The sequence below is a fragment of the Nocardiopsis sp. LOL_012 genome, assembly GCF_048060475.1.
Classification (GTDB): domain Bacteria; phylum Actinomycetota; class Actinomycetes; order Streptosporangiales; family Streptosporangiaceae; genus Nocardiopsis.
Genome location: NZ_JBHMIV010000034.1, coordinates 1 through 18358, shown reverse-complemented (window position 1 = coordinate 18358; position 18358 = coordinate 1). Strand labels below are relative to the sequence as shown.

Annotated in this window: 17 protein-coding genes; 5 read left to right on the top strand and 12 right to left on the bottom strand. The window is 72.0% G+C overall.

Annotated features, from left to right (window positions below):
* Positions 1-227: 227 nt before the first annotated feature.
* From ACFHWE_RS19115 to moeZ, 4 genes are all read right to left on the bottom strand, one after another.
* Positions 228-3356: an ATP-dependent helicase gene (locus ACFHWE_RS19115; protein ID WP_416603067.1), complete on the bottom strand. Its 3129-nt coding sequence runs from the start codon at positions 3354-3356 to the stop codon at positions 228-230.
* Between the two features lie 114 nt (positions 3357-3470).
* Positions 3471-3794, bottom strand: coding sequence for an MGMT family protein (locus ACFHWE_RS19110; protein WP_416603045.1), 324 nt, complete (start codon positions 3792-3794; stop codon positions 3471-3473).
* 171 nt (positions 3795-3965) lie between these two features.
* Entirely contained in the window at positions 3966-4364 is a 399-nt protein-coding gene (locus ACFHWE_RS19105; protein ID WP_416603044.1) for a hypothetical protein, read from the bottom strand.
* Positions 4365-4532: 168 nt separating this feature from the next.
* The gene (gene moeZ / locus ACFHWE_RS19100; protein ID WP_028648621.1) at positions 4533-5693 is read right to left on the bottom strand and encodes an adenylyltransferase/sulfurtransferase MoeZ; all 1161 of its coding nucleotides are present in this window, start codon (positions 5691-5693) and stop codon (positions 4533-4535) included.
* 314 nt (positions 5694-6007) lie between these two features.
* Here moeZ and ACFHWE_RS19095 point away from each other — a divergent pair, with 314 nt between their 5' ends.
* The 3 genes from ACFHWE_RS19095 (at position 6008) to ACFHWE_RS19085 (ending at position 8130) form a co-directional block, all read left to right on the top strand.
* Positions 6008-6235 (top strand): hypothetical protein, encoded by a 228-nt coding sequence (locus ACFHWE_RS19095; RefSeq protein ID WP_416603043.1) that lies wholly within the window; start codon positions 6008-6010, stop codon positions 6233-6235.
* A 171-nt stretch (positions 6236-6406) separates the two neighbouring features.
* Positions 6407-7048 carry a TetR/AcrR family transcriptional regulator gene (locus tag ACFHWE_RS19090; protein WP_416603042.1) on the top strand — a complete coding sequence of 214 codons (642 nt, stop codon included), beginning with the start codon at positions 6407-6409 and terminating at the stop codon, positions 7046-7048.
* Between the two features lie 269 nt (positions 7049-7317).
* Positions 7318-8130 (top strand): mechanosensitive ion channel family protein, encoded by an 813-nt coding sequence (locus ACFHWE_RS19085; protein ID WP_416603041.1) that lies wholly within the window; start codon positions 7318-7320, stop codon positions 8128-8130.
* A 108-nt stretch (positions 8131-8238) separates the two neighbouring features.
* Here ACFHWE_RS19085 and ACFHWE_RS19080 read toward each other — a convergent pair whose 3' ends face one another.
* From ACFHWE_RS19080 to ACFHWE_RS19070, 3 genes are all read right to left on the bottom strand, one after another.
* Complete coding sequence (locus ACFHWE_RS19080) at positions 8239-8481, bottom strand: hypothetical protein (RefSeq protein ID WP_416603040.1); 243 nt, start codon at positions 8479-8481, stop codon at positions 8239-8241.
* Positions 8482-8748: 267 nt separating this feature from the next.
* Positions 8749-9060 (bottom strand): DUF6401 family natural product biosynthesis protein, encoded by a 312-nt coding sequence (locus ACFHWE_RS19075; protein WP_416603039.1) that lies wholly within the window; start codon positions 9058-9060, stop codon positions 8749-8751.
* A gap of 142 nt (positions 9061-9202) precedes the next feature.
* On the bottom strand, positions 9203-9898 hold the full coding sequence (locus ACFHWE_RS19070; RefSeq protein WP_416603038.1) for a ferritin-like fold-containing protein: 696 nt from the start codon (positions 9896-9898) through the stop codon (positions 9203-9205).
* Between the two features lie 561 nt (positions 9899-10459).
* On the opposite strand from ACFHWE_RS19070, the gene ACFHWE_RS19065 reads away from it, so the two are divergent.
* Together ACFHWE_RS19065 and ACFHWE_RS19060 are read left to right on the top strand one after the other, a co-directional pair.
* Complete coding sequence (locus ACFHWE_RS19065; RefSeq protein ID WP_416603037.1) at positions 10460-12010, top strand: DEAD/DEAH box helicase; 1551 nt, start codon at positions 10460-10462, stop codon at positions 12008-12010.
* 124 nt (positions 12011-12134) lie between these two features.
* The gene (locus tag ACFHWE_RS19060) at positions 12135-13043 is read left to right on the top strand and encodes an alpha/beta fold hydrolase (protein ID WP_416603036.1); all 909 of its coding nucleotides are present in this window, start codon (positions 12135-12137) and stop codon (positions 13041-13043) included.
* Between the two features lie 67 nt (positions 13044-13110).
* Here ACFHWE_RS19060 and ACFHWE_RS19055 read toward each other — a convergent pair whose 3' ends face one another.
* The 5 genes from ACFHWE_RS19055 to ACFHWE_RS19035 all read right to left on the bottom strand — a co-directional run bounded on the left by ACFHWE_RS19055 (position 13111) and on the right by ACFHWE_RS19035 (position 18191).
* Positions 13111-14007: an MBL fold metallo-hydrolase gene (locus ACFHWE_RS19055; RefSeq protein ID WP_416603035.1), complete on the bottom strand. Its 897-nt coding sequence runs from the start codon at positions 14005-14007 to the stop codon at positions 13111-13113.
* A 97-nt stretch (positions 14008-14104) separates the two neighbouring features.
* Complete coding sequence (locus ACFHWE_RS19050) at positions 14105-14980, bottom strand: PHP domain-containing protein (RefSeq protein WP_416603034.1); 876 nt, start codon at positions 14978-14980, stop codon at positions 14105-14107.
* A gap of 43 nt (positions 14981-15023) precedes the next feature.
* A complete protein-coding gene (locus tag ACFHWE_RS19045; RefSeq protein ID WP_416603033.1) occupies positions 15024-15680 on the bottom strand; it encodes a DUF6758 family protein in 657 nt (218 codons plus the stop codon).
* An 89-nt stretch (positions 15681-15769) separates the two neighbouring features.
* On the bottom strand, positions 15770-17662 hold the full coding sequence (gene typA / locus ACFHWE_RS19040; RefSeq protein WP_028648633.1) for a translational GTPase TypA: 1893 nt from the start codon (positions 17660-17662) through the stop codon (positions 15770-15772).
* A 100-nt stretch (positions 17663-17762) separates the two neighbouring features.
* Positions 17763-18191: a (deoxy)nucleoside triphosphate pyrophosphohydrolase gene (locus ACFHWE_RS19035; RefSeq protein ID WP_416603032.1), complete on the bottom strand. Its 429-nt coding sequence runs from the start codon at positions 18189-18191 to the stop codon at positions 17763-17765.
* Positions 18192-18358 lie beyond the last annotated feature (167 nt).

Here is an 18358-nt window from a genome sequence, read left to right as displayed (position 1 = left end):
GGCGCACCGGCTTCTGCGAGACGAGCCGAGCCGCGGCGAGGAACGAGCCGGGAGGGGCTGCGGCCGGAGGCCGTCCGTTGAGGGTGGTGGTGGGCTGGCGGGCAGGGAAGGCCGCGGCCGGAGGCCGTCCGTTGAGGGTGGTGGTGGGCTGGCGGGCGGGCGGCGAAGAGGCCGGTCCTCCACGCCGCGAGCACCGTCCCGAGCCTGCGAGGGACCATGGACACAGCTCAGACATGGCGTCCCTCGTCCTGTACGGGACAGCAGGCACGGACGGCGCACGCTCCGCACCCCGCGTTGCGGATGGCCTGGAAGCGGGACCCGCCCATGCCCGAGGCGACGTCGCGGACGAGGTTCTCCGCCCAGGCGGGGTCGGGGTCCTCCCCGAGCGGGGGTTGGGGCTGCTCCCGCGCCCTGTGCGTGTAGGCGGCCGCGCCGACCTGGACGAGGCTGGCGCCGCCCGGTTCGCCCAGCCCGAGCTTGGCGAAGGCGCCCTTGAGCACCGCCATCTGGTAGACGCCGAGCTGGGGGTGGCGGGCGAGGTCGTCGGCCTTGGTCCCGCCGGTCTTGATGTCGACGACGACGGCGCGCCCGTCGCCGTCGCGTTCGAGGCGGTCGACGCGGCCGGTGATCTCGATCCCGCCCACGTCCACCTTGAACCCCTCCTCGGTGAGGACGAGTTCGCGGTCGTTGGCGGCGTCCCAGTCCATGAGCCTGCGGACCATCTCGTCGGCGCGCTCGCGCTGCTTGCCGGACTGCCAGGGCGCGCCGAAGTCCAGGTCGGACCAGATCTCGTCCATGCCCTCGCCGATCTCCTGCGCGGAGCTGCCCTGGGCGACCATGACGGCGACGGCGTGCACCACGGTGCCCAGTGCGGAGGCGGCGTCGCCGGAGGAGGCGCCCGCCGCGCGTTCGAGGAGCCACCGCAACTGGCAGCGGGTGAAGCTCTCCACCTGGGAGGGGGAGACCCGGATGGTGTCCTCCTCCCCCGCCAGGGGGGCGTCGTCGGTGAAGGGGGTCAGCGCGTACCACTCGGCGGGGTCCGCGCCGCGCACGCCCTCCTCGGCCAGGCGGGCCAGGTGCGCGGCGGCGGCCTCGCGCAGCGGTTCGGGTGCGGCGGGGTCGGTCACCACCGAGCGCAGGTCGGCCACGAGCGCGGGCAGGGACAGCCAGCGCAGGCCGGTACTGACGGGTTCGGGGTCGCCCAGGCCCATCTCGCCGATGAAGCGGGACGGGCGCTCGTCGGTGTCCTCGCCGCCCACGGCGGTGACGACCAGGGTGTGCCGGGCGCGGGTGAGCGCGACGTAGAACAGGCGCCGCTCCTCGTGCAGGAGCTTGGAGGCCAGGGCTGCGCCGGTGGAGTCGGCGGAGTGCGCGTCGGCGTCGACGAGCTCCTCCACTCCGAGCAGCGAGCCGCGCAGCCGCAGGTCGGGCCAGGTGCCCTCCTGGACCCCTGCGACCACGACCAGCCCCCACTCCAGGCCCTTGGAGCGGTGGGCGGTGAGGATGCGCACGGCCTCGCCGTCAGGTGCGCGGTCGGCGATGCTGTCGCCGGGGATCTCCTGGGCGGCGAGGTCCTCCAGGAACCCGGCGGGGGTGCCGGGGGGCAGCCGGTCGCAGTAGCGCGCGGCGCTCTCGAACAGGGCGACCACGGCGTCCAGGTCGCGGTCGGCGGCGGCACCTCGGCGGCCGCCCGACAGGCTGGCGCGCAGCAGGCGGTCGGCGAGCCCGCTGGCGCGCCACAGCTCCCACAGGACCTGTTCGGCGTCGGCTCCTCGCGCGTCGAGGGTGCGCACGGTGGCCAGGGCCTGGGCCACGCGCGTGGCGGGGGCGGCGATCTCGGGGTCGACGAGGGCGAGTTCGCGGGGGTCGCGCAGGGCGTCGGCGAGCAGTCGGGAGGCGGGGCGGTGGTCCCCGCCCTCGCTGGCGACCCGGTCCAGGTCCAGGCGGCGCAGGGCGCGCACCAGGCGCCGCAGCCGGACGGTGTCGGCCTCACCGAAGGGGCTGGTGAGCAGTTCGCGGGCGGCGTCGTCGTCGAGTCCGTCGGGTGACAGGCCGTGGCGGATGAGTTCGAGCAGGGGGCGGACGAGCGGTTCGGCGGCGATGGGCAGGTCGTCGGCGCCCACGGCGACGGGGACGGACGCCGCGGTCAGGGCGCGGCGCAGGGCAGGGAGCTGCCGGGTGGAGGAGCGGACCAGGACCGCCATGTGCGACCACGGGACGCCGTCGATCAGGTGCGCGCGGCGCAGGGTGTCGGCGATGACCGCGGCCTCCTGGGCTGCGCTGTCGGCCATGAGGAGCCGGACCTGCCCCTCGGGGACGTCCTCGCCCGGCACCAGGTCGCGGTGCTCGTTGACGCGTCCCCCGGCGGAGCGGACGGCTGGCAGGCGGCGGGTGGGGCCGCGGGAGGCGGCCAGCAGCGCGCTGCCGCTGCGGCGGCAGGTGCGCAGGGCCACGACCGGCGCCTCGGAGCGGTCGGCGGCGCGGAAGCGGTGCGGGAATTGGAGGATGTTGTCGACCTCGGCGCCGCGGAAGCCGTAGATGGACTGGTCGGGGTCGCCGACGGCGACGAGGTCGCGGCCGTCGCCCGCCAGGGCGCGCAGGAGCTGTTCCTGGGCGGGGTCGGTGTCCTGGTACTCGTCGACGAACACGATCTCGCGGGCGGCGCGCTCGCGCTCCTGGAGTTCGGGGTCGGAGAGCATGTTGGCCGCGACCCGGACCAGTTCGGCGTAGTTGAGCGTGGGGACGGGCGCGATGTCGAACCGGCCGGTGTAGCGGTCGAGGAACCCGGCGGCGGCCTCCCAGTCGTCGCGGCCGCGCTCGCGGCCCAGCCGGTCCAGTTCGGCGGGGCCCAGGCCGCGTTCCTGGGCGCGCATGAGGAAGTCGCGCAGCTCCTCGGCGAAGCCGCGGGTCTCCAGTGCGGGGCACAGCCGTTCGGGCCAGCCGTGCGCTCCGTCGGCGGCCTCTCCGGCGAGCAGTTCGCGGACCTCCATGAGCTGCTCGGGGCCGGACAGCAGCCGGGGCGGCAGGTCGCCCATGTTCTGGAACTCGCGGCGGATGAGGGAGTAGGCGTAGCTGTGGAAGGTGAGGGCCAGGGGTTCGCGGGTGGTGCGGCGCAGGCGGGCGGTGATGCGTTCGCGTAGTTCCTGGGCGGCCTTGCGGCTGAAGGTGAGGACCAGGATGCGGGAGGGGTCCACGCCGCGGTTGTCCACCCGGTCCACCACCGCCTCCACGATGGTGGTGGTCTTGCCGGTCCCGGGGCCGGCGAGCACGAGGAGGGGGCCGCCCGGGTGTTCGACGACGCGGCGCTGGTTGTCGTCCAGCACCGGCGGCGGCTGCGCCCGGTGGGCGCGCCGCACGAGTCGGTATCGGGCAAAGTCCACGTCAACAGTTCACCAGAAGGCAGAGACCTTCTCGGCCCGTTTCGCGTGTTCTCCGCCCTGGAACCGCCGGTACGCGGGAGGTCCGGGGACTCAGGAAACGCCGTCCCAGCGGGCCTCGCGCATGTCCACGCGGTCGCTTCCGGGGCGCATGGGGGTGCTTTCGGCGGCGTAGTGGGAGAGCGCCGCCACCTCGTTGCCGGAGGGCGGGCGGCCGTCTGCGCGCACCACGCGCCACCAGGGGACGCCGCCGCCCCACGCGGACATGACCGCGCCGACCTGCCGTGGACCGCCGCGGCCCACGTACTCGGCGATGTCGCCGTAGGACATGACGCGGCCGGGCGGGATCCGCTCGACCACGGACAGGACGTCGTCGGTGTACTCGTCGGGGCCGGAGGGGGCTTCGTCGTCGCGCACCCGCCCGAGGCTAGACCATCGGCGGGGCACCGGTGCGGGGCTCAGATCCGTGGCCGGGACCGGTCCCCGCGTCGTCGAGGTTCGCCCCAGGGAGAACCCGGGGCTCGGGGTTCTCCCTGAGGCGAACCCCGGCCCTCTGCGGTTTGAGGGCCGCGGCGCCCTACGCCCCGGTCAGGTGCGGCTCACACCCGGGACCTCGTTGCGGTGCGCGCTCCAGGCGAGTTCGGGGTTGCTCCGGCGCGTCCGGTTCGCCCTGACCACGCCGTAGGCCCCCGCGGCGGTGATCACGACCCCGCAGGCCCAGGACGTCAGAGCGGCGACAGGGCTGTCGGTGAAGCCGAAGGCCCAGGGCAGCGCGATCGCCATCACCCCGGCCGCGATCACGCCGAGCTCCCCGGAAATCGCGGCCGGGCGGGTCAGGGAGAAGATCGCTCCCACCAGAGCGGCCAGTCCGAGCAAGAGCATGGCCACCGCGCCGGGGCCGCCCATCTGGTGCCAGATCCAGCCCACGGCCAGGGCTAGTCCGGCCACGACGGTCACCAGGTCGGTCCGGCGTGCCTGTTCACGCATGGTTCCCCCTCCAGCGGCGGGCCGTCCCCGTTCCTCCGGGAGGCCCGTGTGGGGGTTCGTACCCGTTCACCGCCACCGGGGGCACCCAAGGAACGGCAAAGGCGCCGGAGGCGGACCCCCGGCGCCCTCGCACACGCTTCGGATTCCCGTTCCCGGGCGCGAACGGGACTAGTAGGTGGGCAGGCTCGGGTCGACCTGGTTGACCCAGGCCAGGACCCCGCCGCCGACGTGCACGGCGTCGGAGAACCCGGCGTTCTTGACCGCGGCGAGCGCCTCGGCCGAGCGCACGCCCGACTTGCAGTGCAGGACGATGCGCTTGTCCTGCGGGAGCTGCGAGAACGCCTTCCCGTTGAGGAACTCGCCCTTGGGGATGAGCGTGGCGCCGGGGATGCTGACGATCTCGTACTCGTTCTTCTCGCGGACGTCGACGAGGAAGATGTCCTCGTCCTTGTCCAGGAGCGCCTTGAGCTCGCCGGCGGTGATCGTCGAGTCGGCGGCGGCCTCGGTGGCCTCCTCCGACACGGCGCCGCAGAACGCCTCGTAGTCGATGAGCTCGGTGACCGGCTCGGTGTCGGGGTCACGGCGGACCTTCACCTCGCGCCAGGTCATCTCCAGGGCGTCGAAGATGAGCAGGCGGCCGACCAGCGGCTCACCGATGCCGGTGATGAGCTTGATGGCCTCGTTCACCATGACCGAGCCGATGGAGGCGCACAGGACGCCCAGCACACCGCCCTCGGCGCACGAGGGGACCATCCCGGGCGGCGGCGGCTCGGGGTACAGGTCGCGGTACTGCGGCCCGTGCTCGTTCCAGAACACGCTGACCTGGCCGTCGAAGCGGAAGATCGAACCCCACACGTACGGCTTGTCCAGCAGCACGCAGGCGTCGTTGACCAGGTAGCGGGTGGCGAAGTTGTCGGTGCCGTCCAGGATCAGGTCGTAGTCGCGGAAGATGTCCAGGGCGTTGTCGGACTCCAGCCGCTCCAGGTGCAGCACCACCTCGGTGTTGGGGTTCACCTCCTTGATGCTGTCTCGGGCGGACTCGGCCTTGGGGCGGTCGACGTCGCTCTGCCCGTGGATGATCTGGCGCTGGAGGTTGGACTCGTCCACGACGTCGAAGTCGATGATGCCGAGGGTGCCCACCCCCGCGGCGGCGAGGTAGAGCAGCGCCGGGGAACCCAGACCGCCGGCACCGACGACCAGGACCTTCGCGTTCTTCAGGCGCTTCTGCCCGTCCATCCCCACGTCCGGGATGATCAGGTGCCGCGAGTATCGGCGCACCTCGTCCACGGTCAGCTCGTCGGCTGGCTCCACCAGCGGCGGCAGCGACACGGTGACTCCTCAGGATCTGTTCATGTGGCTTCGCCCCGTCCGGACCGGGTGCCTTCCGGCCGCGGATCGGCGGTCGCGAAGCGCGCTTGCACTTAATACCCAACCTAACGGGTGGGGTATCGCATTCCCGCCGTGGGGAGGCGTGGGACACACCGTCCCGGCGGGGCCGGAAGGACGCCGGGGCCTGTCGGCCACCGACCTCCCCCGTTCTCCACAACGGCCGCAGCCTGCCGATTCGTCCCCGCGGTTCCTGTTGGGCGACGCCCTGAAGGGTAGTGTCACCTACACGCGCAGCGATACGTCGGGAGGATCCCATGGCACCACAGAACCGATCCGCCGTGAGCCGCCCCGGGACCGAAGAGGATCCGGCGACCGCCGTCCCGGAGGCCGACGCCGTGGAACAGGGCACCTCGGCCGCCGAGGAGGAGAACGGCCGCTGGCTGGAGGAGCCCGCGGGCGGGAGCCTGGACCAGGCGGGCGAGGCCGACCTGGTGGAGCAGCGGCGCGAGGCCGGAGCAGCCGACGAGGACGAGTACCGTTGACCGCGCTTCCCCCTGCTGCGACCCGGGCGCCTCACCGCGCTCCCGCGAAACCTACGCCGCAGTAAGCTAGGGGGAAGGCCGCGGAACGCGCACCGTCGTGTTCGGCGGCACGATCCACGCAGATGTTCGAGATGGCGTGCATCTGCCATGCCGATTTCGGAGGGTGTGGGTGTGACAGCTCCTTCAGACGCCCGCGCCCGGGGCACACGCCTGCCCCGGGTCAGGCGCCGACGCCAACTCCTGGCCGCGGCCCAGGAGGTCTTCGTCGCACGCGGCTACCACGCGGCCGCCATGGACGAGATCGCCGACCGCGCCGGGGTCAGCAAGCCGGTCCTGTACCAGCACTTCCCCGGGAAGCTGGAACTCTACCTCGCGCTGCTGGAGGAGCACTCCGAGTCCCTGGTCGAGAAGCAGCGCGAGGCCCTCCAGGGCACCCACGACAACCGGCAGCGCGTCATCGCCAGCTTCCGGGCCTACTTCGACTTCGTCGCGGGCGACGGTGAGGCGTTCCGCTTGGTCTTCGAATCCGATCTGCGCAACCTCCCCGCAGTGCGAGAGAAGACCGAGCAGACCTTCCAGCGCTGCGCCGAACTGATCGGCGAGGTGATCCGCCAGGACACCAGCATCTCCGACGAGGAGGCGCACCTGCTGAGCATCGGTCTGGTCGGCATGGCCGAGACCAGCGCCCGCTACTGGCTCAACAACCACGGCGAGGTCCCCAAGGAGGCCGCCGAGCAGATCGTCGCCCGCCTGGCCTGGCGCGGTATCAGTGGCTGGGACCTCCAGCGCTCCGCGGAGGAACGCGAGGCCTGAACCCGAACCGAGGGGCCCGGGGACGCCGTGCGCGTCCCCGGGCCCCTCGCCGTGTGCGGCATCCCGGGGTTCGCCGCACCGTCTTTCACCGATTTTTGATAAAAAAATTCCCGCAATTTCCCCCATTGCCCTAATTCCAGGAACAAAAGGTTCAATTTCCCTGGGTCGGGTATCGCGGATATGAGAAGTTTCGCGCTTCTCCACGCCATAGCCGCCTGGAGACGGATGCAAGGACCGGGCGGCGGGAGCGATTCGGGGGTGAGGATGTGATGGACATCGGTCAGGGCTTGACCTCGGCCTGGGAGGCAGTGGCGACCTTCGTTCCGGCGCTGGTCGGCTTCCTGGTGATCCTGGTGGTGGGGTGGTTCATCGCATGGCTCCTCGGCAAGATCGTCGGCAAGGGGCTGCACTCGGTGGGACTGGACCGCGCCCTGCACCGCGGCGGCGTGGGCGATTACTTCGAGCGCAGCCGCTGGGGCGCCAGTGAGCTGTGCGGCAAGATCGTGTACTACGTCGCGCTGCTGTTCGTGCTCACGATCGCGTTCAACGTCTTCGGGCCCAACCCCGTCAGCAACCTGCTCAGCGACGTGCTCGCCTGGATCCCGCGCGCCATCGTGGCCCTGGTGATCCTCGTGGTCGCCGCCATGGTGGCCAAGGCCGTGCGCGACCTCATCACCGGAGCGCTCGGCGGGCTCTCCTACGGCCGATTCGTGGCCAACGCCGCGGGTATCGCCATCCTGGCACTCGGCATCATCGCCGCGCTGGGCCAGATGGGTGTGGCGATGACCGTCACCATGCCGGTCCTGATCGCCGTCCTCGCCACGGTCGGCGGCATCCTCGTCGTCGGTGTCGGCGGCGGCCTCATCCGGCCGATGCAGTCGCGCTGGTACCGGTGGCTGGACGTGGCCGAGCGGGAGACCGGGATGGCACCCACCACGGAGGAGGGCGGAGAGGCGTCCTACACGGCCGGACGGGAGGCGGCGATGCGTCGGCCCGAGGCCGAGACGCGCCGGCCCGAGGCCGAGAGGCAGCGCACACACATGACCCCCGGCCAGCGCGGAGGAGAGGACTTCCCGCTGTAGCCGGGCAGAAGCCCGCGGCCGTACCCGTCGGCCACGGGAAAAGGATGCAGGTACAGGTAGAGGGCGGGGCCGCGGGGCTCCGCCCTCGCATCGTCGTCCGCCGGGGCCTCAGAGGAAGTCGGCGTCGCGCAGCTCCAGGCGCGACAGGTGCTCGATCCTGCGGAACACCAGGACCCCCGTGGCGATGATCGGGACGAACGCCAGCCAGAAGACCGCGCTCCCCGGACCGCTGAAGACCATCGACAGCAGTGCGACGACGATGATCAGTGCGAACAGCGCGAAGTCGACGCGGTCCTGTTGGATCAGGACGCCGACCGGTGGGCGCGCCGCCCCATGCCGACCGCTCCTCATTCGCATTCCTTTCTCGCGACCGCTCGGGCCGCTCCGCCAAGCGCGGTGACCCGGCCCGACCGGGCCGGTTGGACACCGCGGATCCCACGTTGCTCTCCGCGGGGGCGCTGGGCCGGGCGCGGTGCGCGGGGCCTCAGCCGACCAACGATCGCCGCCGGGACGCCTTCAGCCTACGCCTGGGGCCCGGTTTTCGCCGGAGAACCGACCGGGCCGGTGCTCACGCGGCGGTCGCGGCTCGGATCGCCTCCGCCCGCGGATGGGACCAACCTAGCGGACGAAACCGCGCTCCTTGGCCAGACGGCAGATGGCGAGGATGCGCAGGGTCTCCCAGTCGTACTCGACGGCCTCGGAGTCCCAGCCCCGTTCGAGGCACCCGTCGAGGAAGCCGTGCAGGTAGGTCCCGAGGCTGTGCGCGGTGAGACCGGTACCCGAACCGTCGATCGCCCGGCACACGTCGGTGGCGTGCTGGTCCAGCTCAGCGGCCATACCCGGCTCGACCGGGGAGGCCAGCGGGCCGATCCTGTGGAAGTCACGGGTGAGCCCGGCCAGTGGGTGGCGCACGGAGGTCCCACGGGTCATGGAAGTACCTAACTCGGGATGGTCTGGGGACGGGAAACGTCATCGACTATATGTGCTTCGACCAAGGAATCGTCATCGGACGGTGGAAATTTACCCGGCCCGGCCACGACGGACGACCTGCCGCGACGGCGAACGCGCTCCCCTAATCCGTCAGGCCCATCGCACGCAGGCGCCCGGTGTGCCCCTCGGTCAGGGAGGCGAACATCCTGCTGACGGCGGCCAGGTCGCCCACCCCGGAGGGGTCGACACCGTCCCCGTCGTCCTGGCCCGCGCCGCGGGCCAGGAGCGCGGCCAGGGCGGGCCGGTCCACGGCCACCTCCTGCGCCTGGCTGAGGGCCTCCCCGACCAGACGCCGGGCCCACAGGGCCAGGCGGCCCGCCGCCTTGGGGTCCTCCTCCAGGGCCTCCCGCACCGCGGCGGCCACGAAATCGGCCCTCCCGGCCTCGGAGAGCACCCCGTCGACCAGGGCGCGCGTCTCATCGTCGGCGAGCGCGGCCACCTTCGCGTAGAAGTCCCCGGCGATGCCGTCGGCCACATAGGCCTTGACCAGGCGCTCCGCCCAGTTCTGCGGCTCGGTGCGCGCCCGCCACCGGTCGAGCACGTCGACGAAGGGCGCCATGGCCTCCTCCGGGTCGACGCCGAGATCGGCCAACCGGCTCCGGATCTCCTGGTAGTGCTCCTGCTCAGCGGCGGCGAGCGCGGCCAGCCGCCCCTTCGCCCGGAGGGTGGGGGCCGCGGCGGCGTCGTCCGCCAGACGGAAGAAGGCGTCGAGTTCGGCGCAGGCGAGAAAACCGAGGAGATCGATCACGCCGGGCTCGACGGAAGAGCCTGTGGTCATGCCCGCCAGGGTAGCGCCCGGCAGCGCGGCGCTCCGCACCAGGGACTAAACACGGGCCCGCCACGGTTGCACCGGCTGGGAACGGGTAGGTCCATCGCCGTCCACAGCCCGGTGAACCACGGTGTCCACCGGGCACGTCACGGGCTAGACTCCGCGTGATGACCCACGTGCGCGGACGACGTGACCATCCCCACCCCATCGGGGGCGGTCGCCGCGCACCACGGCAGGCGTTCGGTGCCGGGCTGTACAGCAGCCGCGGACCTCGAAGCGCCCCTCACCACGTGGGGACGGACCCCTCGTACACGAACGACAGACCGCGGGTGGAACCGCTCCGCGGACGGGCAGCGTCCCGATCCGCACGGTTCCAGGCGGCAGCGCCACCGCACCCGGCCACAGACGGCCGGGCACCGGATGTGCCGCGCCCCCGTGGCGGCCGACGAGCCGCCCGCGACCGCACCCCGCCGCGGCCATGCCAACGCCCGGCCGGCCGAAATGGAGGCTTGAGCCCTGAGCAGCACACAAGAGACGACGCAACCCACGACGACCTTCCGCGACCTCGGTGTGACCACCGAGATCGCCGACGCCCTCGAAGCCGAGGGCATCATCGAACCCTTCCCCATCCAGGAACAGGCCCTGCCGATCGCCCTGGGCGGCAGCGACATCATCGGCCAGGCCCGGACCGGTACCGGCAAGACCCTGGCCTTCGGGCTCCCGCTGCTCCAGCGGGCGCAGTCCTCCCCGGGCTCGACCAAGCGCCCCCGGGCCCTGGTCGTGGTCCCCACCCGCGAGCTGGCCATCCAGGTCGCCGCGGACCTGACCACCGCGAGCAAGCGCAACGGTCTGCGCATCCTCACCGTGTACGGAGGCCGCTCCTACGAGCCGCAGATCAACGGCCTCAAGGAGGGCGCCGACGTGGTCGTGGGCACCCCGGGGCGCCTTCTCGACCTGGAGAAGCAGAAGCACCTGCGGCTCGACGAGGTCTCGGCCGTGGTGCTGGACGAAGCCGACAAGATGCTCGACCTGGGCTTCCTGCCCGACATCGAGCGCATCCTCGGCAAGACCCCGGAGGGGAGGCAGACCATGCTCTTCTCGGCCACCATGCCGAGCGAGATCGTCTCCCTGTCGCGCAAGTACCTGAGCCGGCCCACCCATATCCGGGCCGGTGACGACAACGAGATCGACGGCTCCTCCATCACCGGGCGGATCACCCAGCACGCGTTCCGCACCCACCAGATGGACAAGATCGAGATGCTCGCCCGCCTGCTCCAGGCGCGCGACCACGAGCAGAGCATGGTGTTCTGCCAGACCAAGCGCGCCTGCGACCGGGTGGCGGGAGACCTCAAGACACGCGGGTTCGCCGCGGCGGCCGTCCACGGCGACCTCGGACAGAGCCAGCGCGAACGGGCCCTGCGCGCCTTCCGCAACGGCAAGATCAACATCCTCGTCGCCACCGACGTGGCCGCCCGGGGCCTGGACGTCGACCACGTCACGCACGTGGTCAACTACGAGACGCCCGATGACGAGAAGACCTACACGCACCGGATCGGCCGCACCGGCCGGGCCGGGCGCAGCGGCACCGCGGTCACGTTCGTGGACTGGCAGGAGATGCCGCGCTGGAAGCTCATCAACACCGCCCTGGACCTGCCCTTCCCGGACCCGGAGGAGACCTACTCCACCTCCGGCCACTTCTTCACCGCCCTGGACATCCCCGAGGGGACCAAGGGCAGACTCGCGGTGGAGAAGCGCACGCACGCCGGTCTGGAGGCCGAGGAAGTCGAGGACATCGGCGACACCGGGGGGCCTCGCGGCGAGCGCGGGGGCCGCGGTGGACGCGGCCGCTCCGGGGGCGGACGCCGCGGTGGGGACCGCAGCGAGAACAGCACCGAAGGACGCGGTGAGAGCCGCGGCCGCAGCAGGAACCGCGCCCGGCGCCGTACCCGCGGCGGCACGGCGGTGAACCAGACCGCCGCCCCCGCCGCGCAGAAGGCCCCGGACGTCCCCGCCGACGGCGGCCCGGCGCTGGGGGCCGCTTCCGAAGAGGCCCCCAAGCGGGTCCGCCGCCGGCGCCGCACCCGTGGCGGTGCCACCCGCCGCGACCCGGAGAACACCTGACCGGCTCCGCTCCCGCCGCGCCCTGAACACGGCCGTCAGGGTGCGGGGGCACCGCGGGCCGGGGCGAACGCCCACAGGCGGGAGCCCGCACCACGGCGCCGCGCATGCTCTAAGGTGACCCGACGTGAGTACACCCAAGTTCCTCGATCTGCCGCCCGGAGTGCGGCGAGCGGACCTCCACCTGTCCTACGGTCCGCTGGCGGCTCTGCGCGCTCTGCCCACCTCCGGCGGCACCGACCTGGCGCCCGCCGTCCTGGTGCACGGCTACACCGGCAGCAAGGAGGACTTCATCGCCCTCCTCCAGAGCCTGGCCCAGGTCGGCCGGGAGGTGGTCGCGATCGACCTGCCCGGCACCTACGAGTCTCCCGGGCCGGAGACCCTCACCCCGCCCCCGGGGGTGCCCTCCCCCGACTACCGCCTCGCCTCGCTCGGCGGGGTGGTCGCCGAGGCCGTCGACGACATCGGCGGCGGCACACCGGTCCACCTGGTGGGCCACTCCTTCGGCGGTCTCGTGGCCCGTGAGGCCGCTCTGGCGGAGCGGACCGAACTGGCCTCGCTCACCCTCCTGTGCAGCGGGCCGGGCCGTCTGGACGGGCAGCGCTCGGAAAGCGCACGCGGCCTCATCGCCGCGCTGTCCCCCGACCCCACCAGCGAACGCCTCACAGAACTGTGGAACGAGCGTTTCGAGTTCGAACTCCAGAGCCGCACCGACGATCCCGGCATCCGCGCCTTCCTCAAGGAGCGGACCCTGTCCAGCAGCGCCCTGGGGTACGTGCGCATGGCCGAAGACCTGCTCGGCGCGGCGGACCGCGTCGACGAACTGGCCGCGCTGGATCTGCCGACGATGGTGCTCTACGGCGAGAACGACGACGCCTGGACGCCCGCGGAACAGGACGACATGGCCCGGCGGATGGGCGCCCGACGCCTGGTGGTACCCGGTGCCGGGCACTCTCCCAACGTGGAGGCCCCGGAGACCACGTCGAGCGCGCTCACCGCCTTCTGGAACGAGACGGAGTCCGTGGGACGCCGTTGACGGCCTCCCCGAACACGCGTGTGCCGCGCCGCCGGAGGGCGCCGCGGCACGTCGCACGGAGGCCGGGTCAGACCCAGTCGTCGAAGTTCTTGGACTCGGCGCCCGAGGTCGTGGCGGGGCCGCGGTCCGGCAGGATGCGCGTGGTGGGCGGCAGTGACAGCAGCCGCTCGCCGATGGAGGCGAGCTGGGTGGTGTAGTCGATGTAGGTGTCGCCCACCATGCCGGGCTCGCCCTTGCGGAGGGTGTCCCCGCTGAAGACGGCGTCCAGCGCGCTGACGTAGTAGCCGACGGTTCCGGGCGAGCTGCCGGGCAGGGCCAGGACGTCGATGTGCAGGTCGCCGATCTGGAAGGAGCCCTCGCCCTCCACCTCGATCTCGGGTCGGTGCTCGGCGCCGTGGTAGCGGCGCCACAGCCGCATCTCGCGGGGGTGCAGGGCGATGTCGGCCTCCCCCTCCTCCGCGACCGCGATCGCGCCCGCGATGTGCGGGGCGTAGGCGTTGGTGCAGGCCACGAGGTAGATCTCGCGCTTGCCGACGGCTTCGAGGATCGCCTCGGCGTCGAATCCGGGGTCGATGACGACGACGCCGTCCTCGTCTGCGTCGACGATCCACGTGTTGGCGACGACCTCGTAGCTCTCGCCGTCGAACTCGAAGGTGCCGGAGGTGCGCACCCGGGTGATGCCGTCGTCGGGGCCGGTCACGCCGACCTCCTCGGAGTCGTCGGCGAACACGTCCCCGGCGTCGTCCTCGGCCGCATCCTCGCCGGAGGCGCTCTCCCCCTCCGGGGCACCGTCCTCCCCGGCGTCCTCCTTACCGGTGTCGGCCCTCTCCCCGGTCTCGGCCGACGTCTGCTCCGTGTCCTCGGAGCCGGCCTCCTCGGCCTCCTCCTCGACGTCCACCGCGGCCTCGGCCGCTGCTTCGGTGGACTCGTCGTCCTTCTGCTTCGGCTTCCGCTTCCAGAACACGGCTCAGACCTTTCGAATCATCCAGATGGGGATCGCGACCGTTGTCACGTGCGTCACGTTGTGGTCCGTACGCTATCGAACGCCTGGATCACCCGCGTCACCCGCTGACGAGGGAGGCGCCCGTCGCGGGCGCCACGAGCCGCTCGAACGCCTCCGGATCGGTGGTCCGGCATCCCAGACGGCGGCCGGTCAGGGTCCCGTGGTCGTCGCTGGAGCCGGTGACCACCACCCCCAGGTCGGCGGCCACACCCCGCCACTCCTTGGTCTGCGCACGGTTGTGCGAGGGGTGGTCGGCCTCGATGCCGCCGAGCCCGGCGGCCGCCATGCGCTCGGCCAGCTCCACCGGGACGCTGCCGGTGAGCGCGCCCTCGGCCCGCGCCGGGTGGGCCAGCGAGCAGACGCCGCCCGCGGCCCGGACCAGCTCCACGGCGCGCACCGGGTCGAGCGCGTACCGCGCGACGTGTGCGGGGCCGCCCGAGCCGATCCACCGGTCGAAGGCGTCCTGCACGTCCCGGGCGGCCCCCGCCTCCACGATCGCGCGCGCCAGGTGCGGTCGGCCGATCGTGTTGGCGTCGGCGTACTCGTCCCTGCCCGCCCCGGCGATCCGCAGGACCCGCTCCATCGAGACGTCGACCCCATGCTCGCGCAGCAGGGCCACCATCTCCTCGGCGCGCGAGGCCCGGTCGGAGCGGATCCTGCGCAGTTCCGCCGCCAGGACGGGGTGCTCGGGGTCGAACAGGTAGGAGACCAGGTGGACGCTGGAGCCCGCGTAGGCGCAGGAGAGCTCCATCCCAGGAACGAGGGTGAACCCCGGCGGCAGGTGCTCGGCCGCCTCGCCGATACCGCCGACCGTGTCGTGGTCCGTCAGGGCGAGGACGTCGAGGCCGGCGGCCACCGCGTGCCCGATGACGTCGGCGGGGGTGTCCGTCCCGTCGGAGACGGAGCTGTGGGAGTGCAGGTCGATTCGGGTCACCGGGCGATTGTACGCGGGCCGGCGGCCGACACGGTGCGCGGTGTCAGCCCTCCGCGGCCAGCCCCCGGGTCAGGAAGGGGCTGAGCGCTCCGAAGGGCGGTTCGAACGCGATACCGCCGTCCTTGAGGTCGCGCAGGTCCCGCAGCGCGCTGATCTCGCACATGAGCATGCCGGTGTCGGGTGAGGCGAACACGATCCACAGCCAGTGGGCGAGCGCCTCGCCCGCGTAGACCGCCCGCTCACGGCCGACGTCGAGGTTCCACAGCGCGATCTCGTGGCCGTCGAAGCGCACCTTGGCGTCGGGCGCCGCGCCGTCGAACCCGTCTCCGGGGTCGGGGCCGTCCAGGTCGGCCAGCCGCGCCCCCAGGCCCACCCCCGGGTCCTCGGCGACGATCACGGCCTCACCGACGCCGCCCAGCGGGGCAGGGCCGGACAGGGCCACGGCGGCGCCCACCGTGCCGGTGCGCTCGTCGCCGACCTCGGCGAACCCGGTGACCACCCACCCGGTGGGCAGCGGCCAGGGGACCCAGAGCGGCACGTGCGCCTGTGGCAGGATCGCTTCCAGACTGCTCACCCCGGGGGCTCTCACCCCTTGAAGGGGCGCCACCGGGCCGTGGATGTCACACTGCCAGGCGCTCGTCCACAACCCCGGGGGGTGAACCGAGCGCCCGCATCGAGGACACGAAGGCACCGACTTCATCGCTCTAAGCGGTCTACCCCTCTGACCTGCCCAGAAACACCTCGCGGGCGGTCCGCCGACGGCGGACCGCCCGCGGTGGGCGAGGGGGCCTACTGCTGCTGGCGCTTGCGGTGGGCCGTCATCCGGGCGCGCTCCTTCTGGTCCAGGACGACCTTGCGGATGCGCACGTTCTCCGGGGTGACCTCGACGCACTCGTCCTCGCGGCAGAACTCCAGGGCCTGCTCCAGGGACAGCTTGCGCGGCGGCACCAGGCGGACGAGTTCGTCGCCGGTGGCCGAGCGCATGTTGGTGAGCTTCTTCTCCTTGGTGATGTTGACGTCCATGTCGTCGGCGCGCGAGTTCTCGCCGACGATCATGCCCTCGTACACCTCGGTGGTGGGCTCGACAAAGAGCGTGCCGCGCTCCTGGAGGTTGAACATCGCGAAGGCGACGGCGACACCGGCCCGGTCGGCGACCAGCGAGCCGTTGGGGCGGGTACGCAGCTCACCGAACCACGGCTCGAACTTCTCGAACACGTGATGGGCGATGCCGGTGCCGCGGGTCTCGGTGAGGAACTCGGTCCGGAAGCCGATGAGCCCGCGGGAGGGCACCAGCCAGTCCATGCGCACCCAGCCGGTGCCGTGGTTGACCATGTTCTCCATGCGGCCCTTGCGGACGCTGAGGAGCTGGGTGATGGCGCCCAGGAACTCCTCGGGGGCGTCCACGGTGAGGCGTTCGACGGGCTCGTGCTTCTTGCCGTCGATGACGCGGGTGACCACCTGCGGCTTGCCGATGGTGAGCTCGTAGCCCTCGCGGCGCATCTGTTCGACGAGGATGGCCAGCGCCAGCTCGCCGCGGCCCTGCACCTCCCAGGCGTCGGGGCGCTCGGTGGGCAGGACGCGCAGTGAGACGTTGCCCACGAGCTCCCGGTCCAGGCGGTCCTTGACCAGGCGGGCGGTCACCTTGGCCCCCTTGACCCTGCCGACCAGGGGCGAGGTGTTGGTGCCGATGGTCATGGAGATCGCGGGCTCGTCCACGGTGATGAGCGGGAGCGGGCGCGGGTCCTCCGGGTCGGCGAGGGTCTCCCCGATCATGATCTCCGGGATGCCGGCGATGGCGGCGATGTCGCCCGGACCCGCCTTCTCCGCGGGCTGACGATCCAGGCCGTCGGTCATGAGCAGTTCGGTGATCTTGACCTGCTGGGTGGTGCCGTCGCCGCGGATCCACGCGACCTGCTGGCCCTTGTGCAGTTCGCCCTGCTGGACGCGGCACAGCGCCAGGCGGCCGAGGAAGGGGGAGGCGTCCAGGTTGGTGACGTGGGCCTGGAGGGGGGCTCCGGGGGTGTACTCGGGCGCCGGGATGGTGTCCAGGATGGTGCTGAACAGGGGGACGAGGTTGTCGTTGTCGGGGAGTTCGCCGTTGCCGGGGCGCTCCAGCGAGGCCTTGCCGTCGCGGGCACAGGTGTAGACGATGGGGAACTCGATCTGCGACTCGTCGGCGTCCAGGTCCATGAACAGCTCGTAGGTGTCGTCCACGACCTCGGCGATCCGGCTGTCGGGCCGGTCGACCTTGTTGATGACGAGGATGACGGGGAGCTTGGCGGCCAGTGCCTTGCGCAGGACGAAGCGGGTCTGCGGGAGGGGGCCCTCACTGGCGTCGACCAGCAGCACCACCCCGTCCACCATCGACAGGCCGCGCTCGACCTCGCCACCGAAGTCGGCGTGGCCGGGGGTGTCGATGATGTTGATGACCACGTCCTCGCCCTCGGGCGTGGTGTAGTGGACGGCCGTGTTCTTGGCGAGAATGGTGATGCCCTTCTCGCGCTCCAGGTCGTTGGAGTCCATCACGCGCTCGTCGACGTCCTGGTTGTCACGGAACACACCGGACTGCCAGAGCATGGCGTCGACGAGGGTGGTCTTGCCGTGGTCCACGTGGGCGACGATGGCGACGTTGCGCAGGTCGTTGCGGCGTGCGGAGCCCTCGACGGGCGTAGCGCTGGACATGGGAAAGTCTCGATCTCCTGATACTGGGAAGAGACCGCAGAGTGCCACGGCCCGTTGCCAGTTTATGCGGTAAGAGCCGACTGGTTGGGAAACGTGCAGGTCAGAATGGTTGACCGGGGGTGGTCAACAGGGTGGTGAGCGGCTCCAGGAAGGGGACGTCCACCGGCAGCCAGTCGAGGTCGGCGAACTCGTCGACACGGACCCAGCGCAGGGACAGGTGCTCCAGTGCCTCGGGCTCGCCCTCGACCAGATCGGCCCGCCACAGTTGGAACACGGCGGGGCGGGTGTGCCCGTCCCTTGAGGCGGGGAAGGGCGATTCGGTGCCGACCCGGTGCAGGGGCCGGACGGTGACGCCCAGTTCCTCCCGGCACTCGCGCGTGAGCGCCTCGGCGGGGGACTCCCCGCCGTCGACCTTGCCGCCCGGGAACTCCCAGCGACCGCGCAGGGCCTCGGGTGCGGCCCGTTGGGCGGCCAGGACCCGATGGTCACGGATGATGGCGGCGCCCACCACGATCAGAGTGTCACTCACGCTCCCCCACCCTAACGGCCCTCTCCCACCCCACTTCGCCCGGCACCGGTTGAGCACCCCCCGTCCATCCGACAGGCCACCGGCGCAAGCAGCGCGAGCGGCCTCCGCAGGAGGAGTCTCCGCCGCTGCGAGGAACGAGCAGGGGCGGTAGCGACGACGAAGACGCC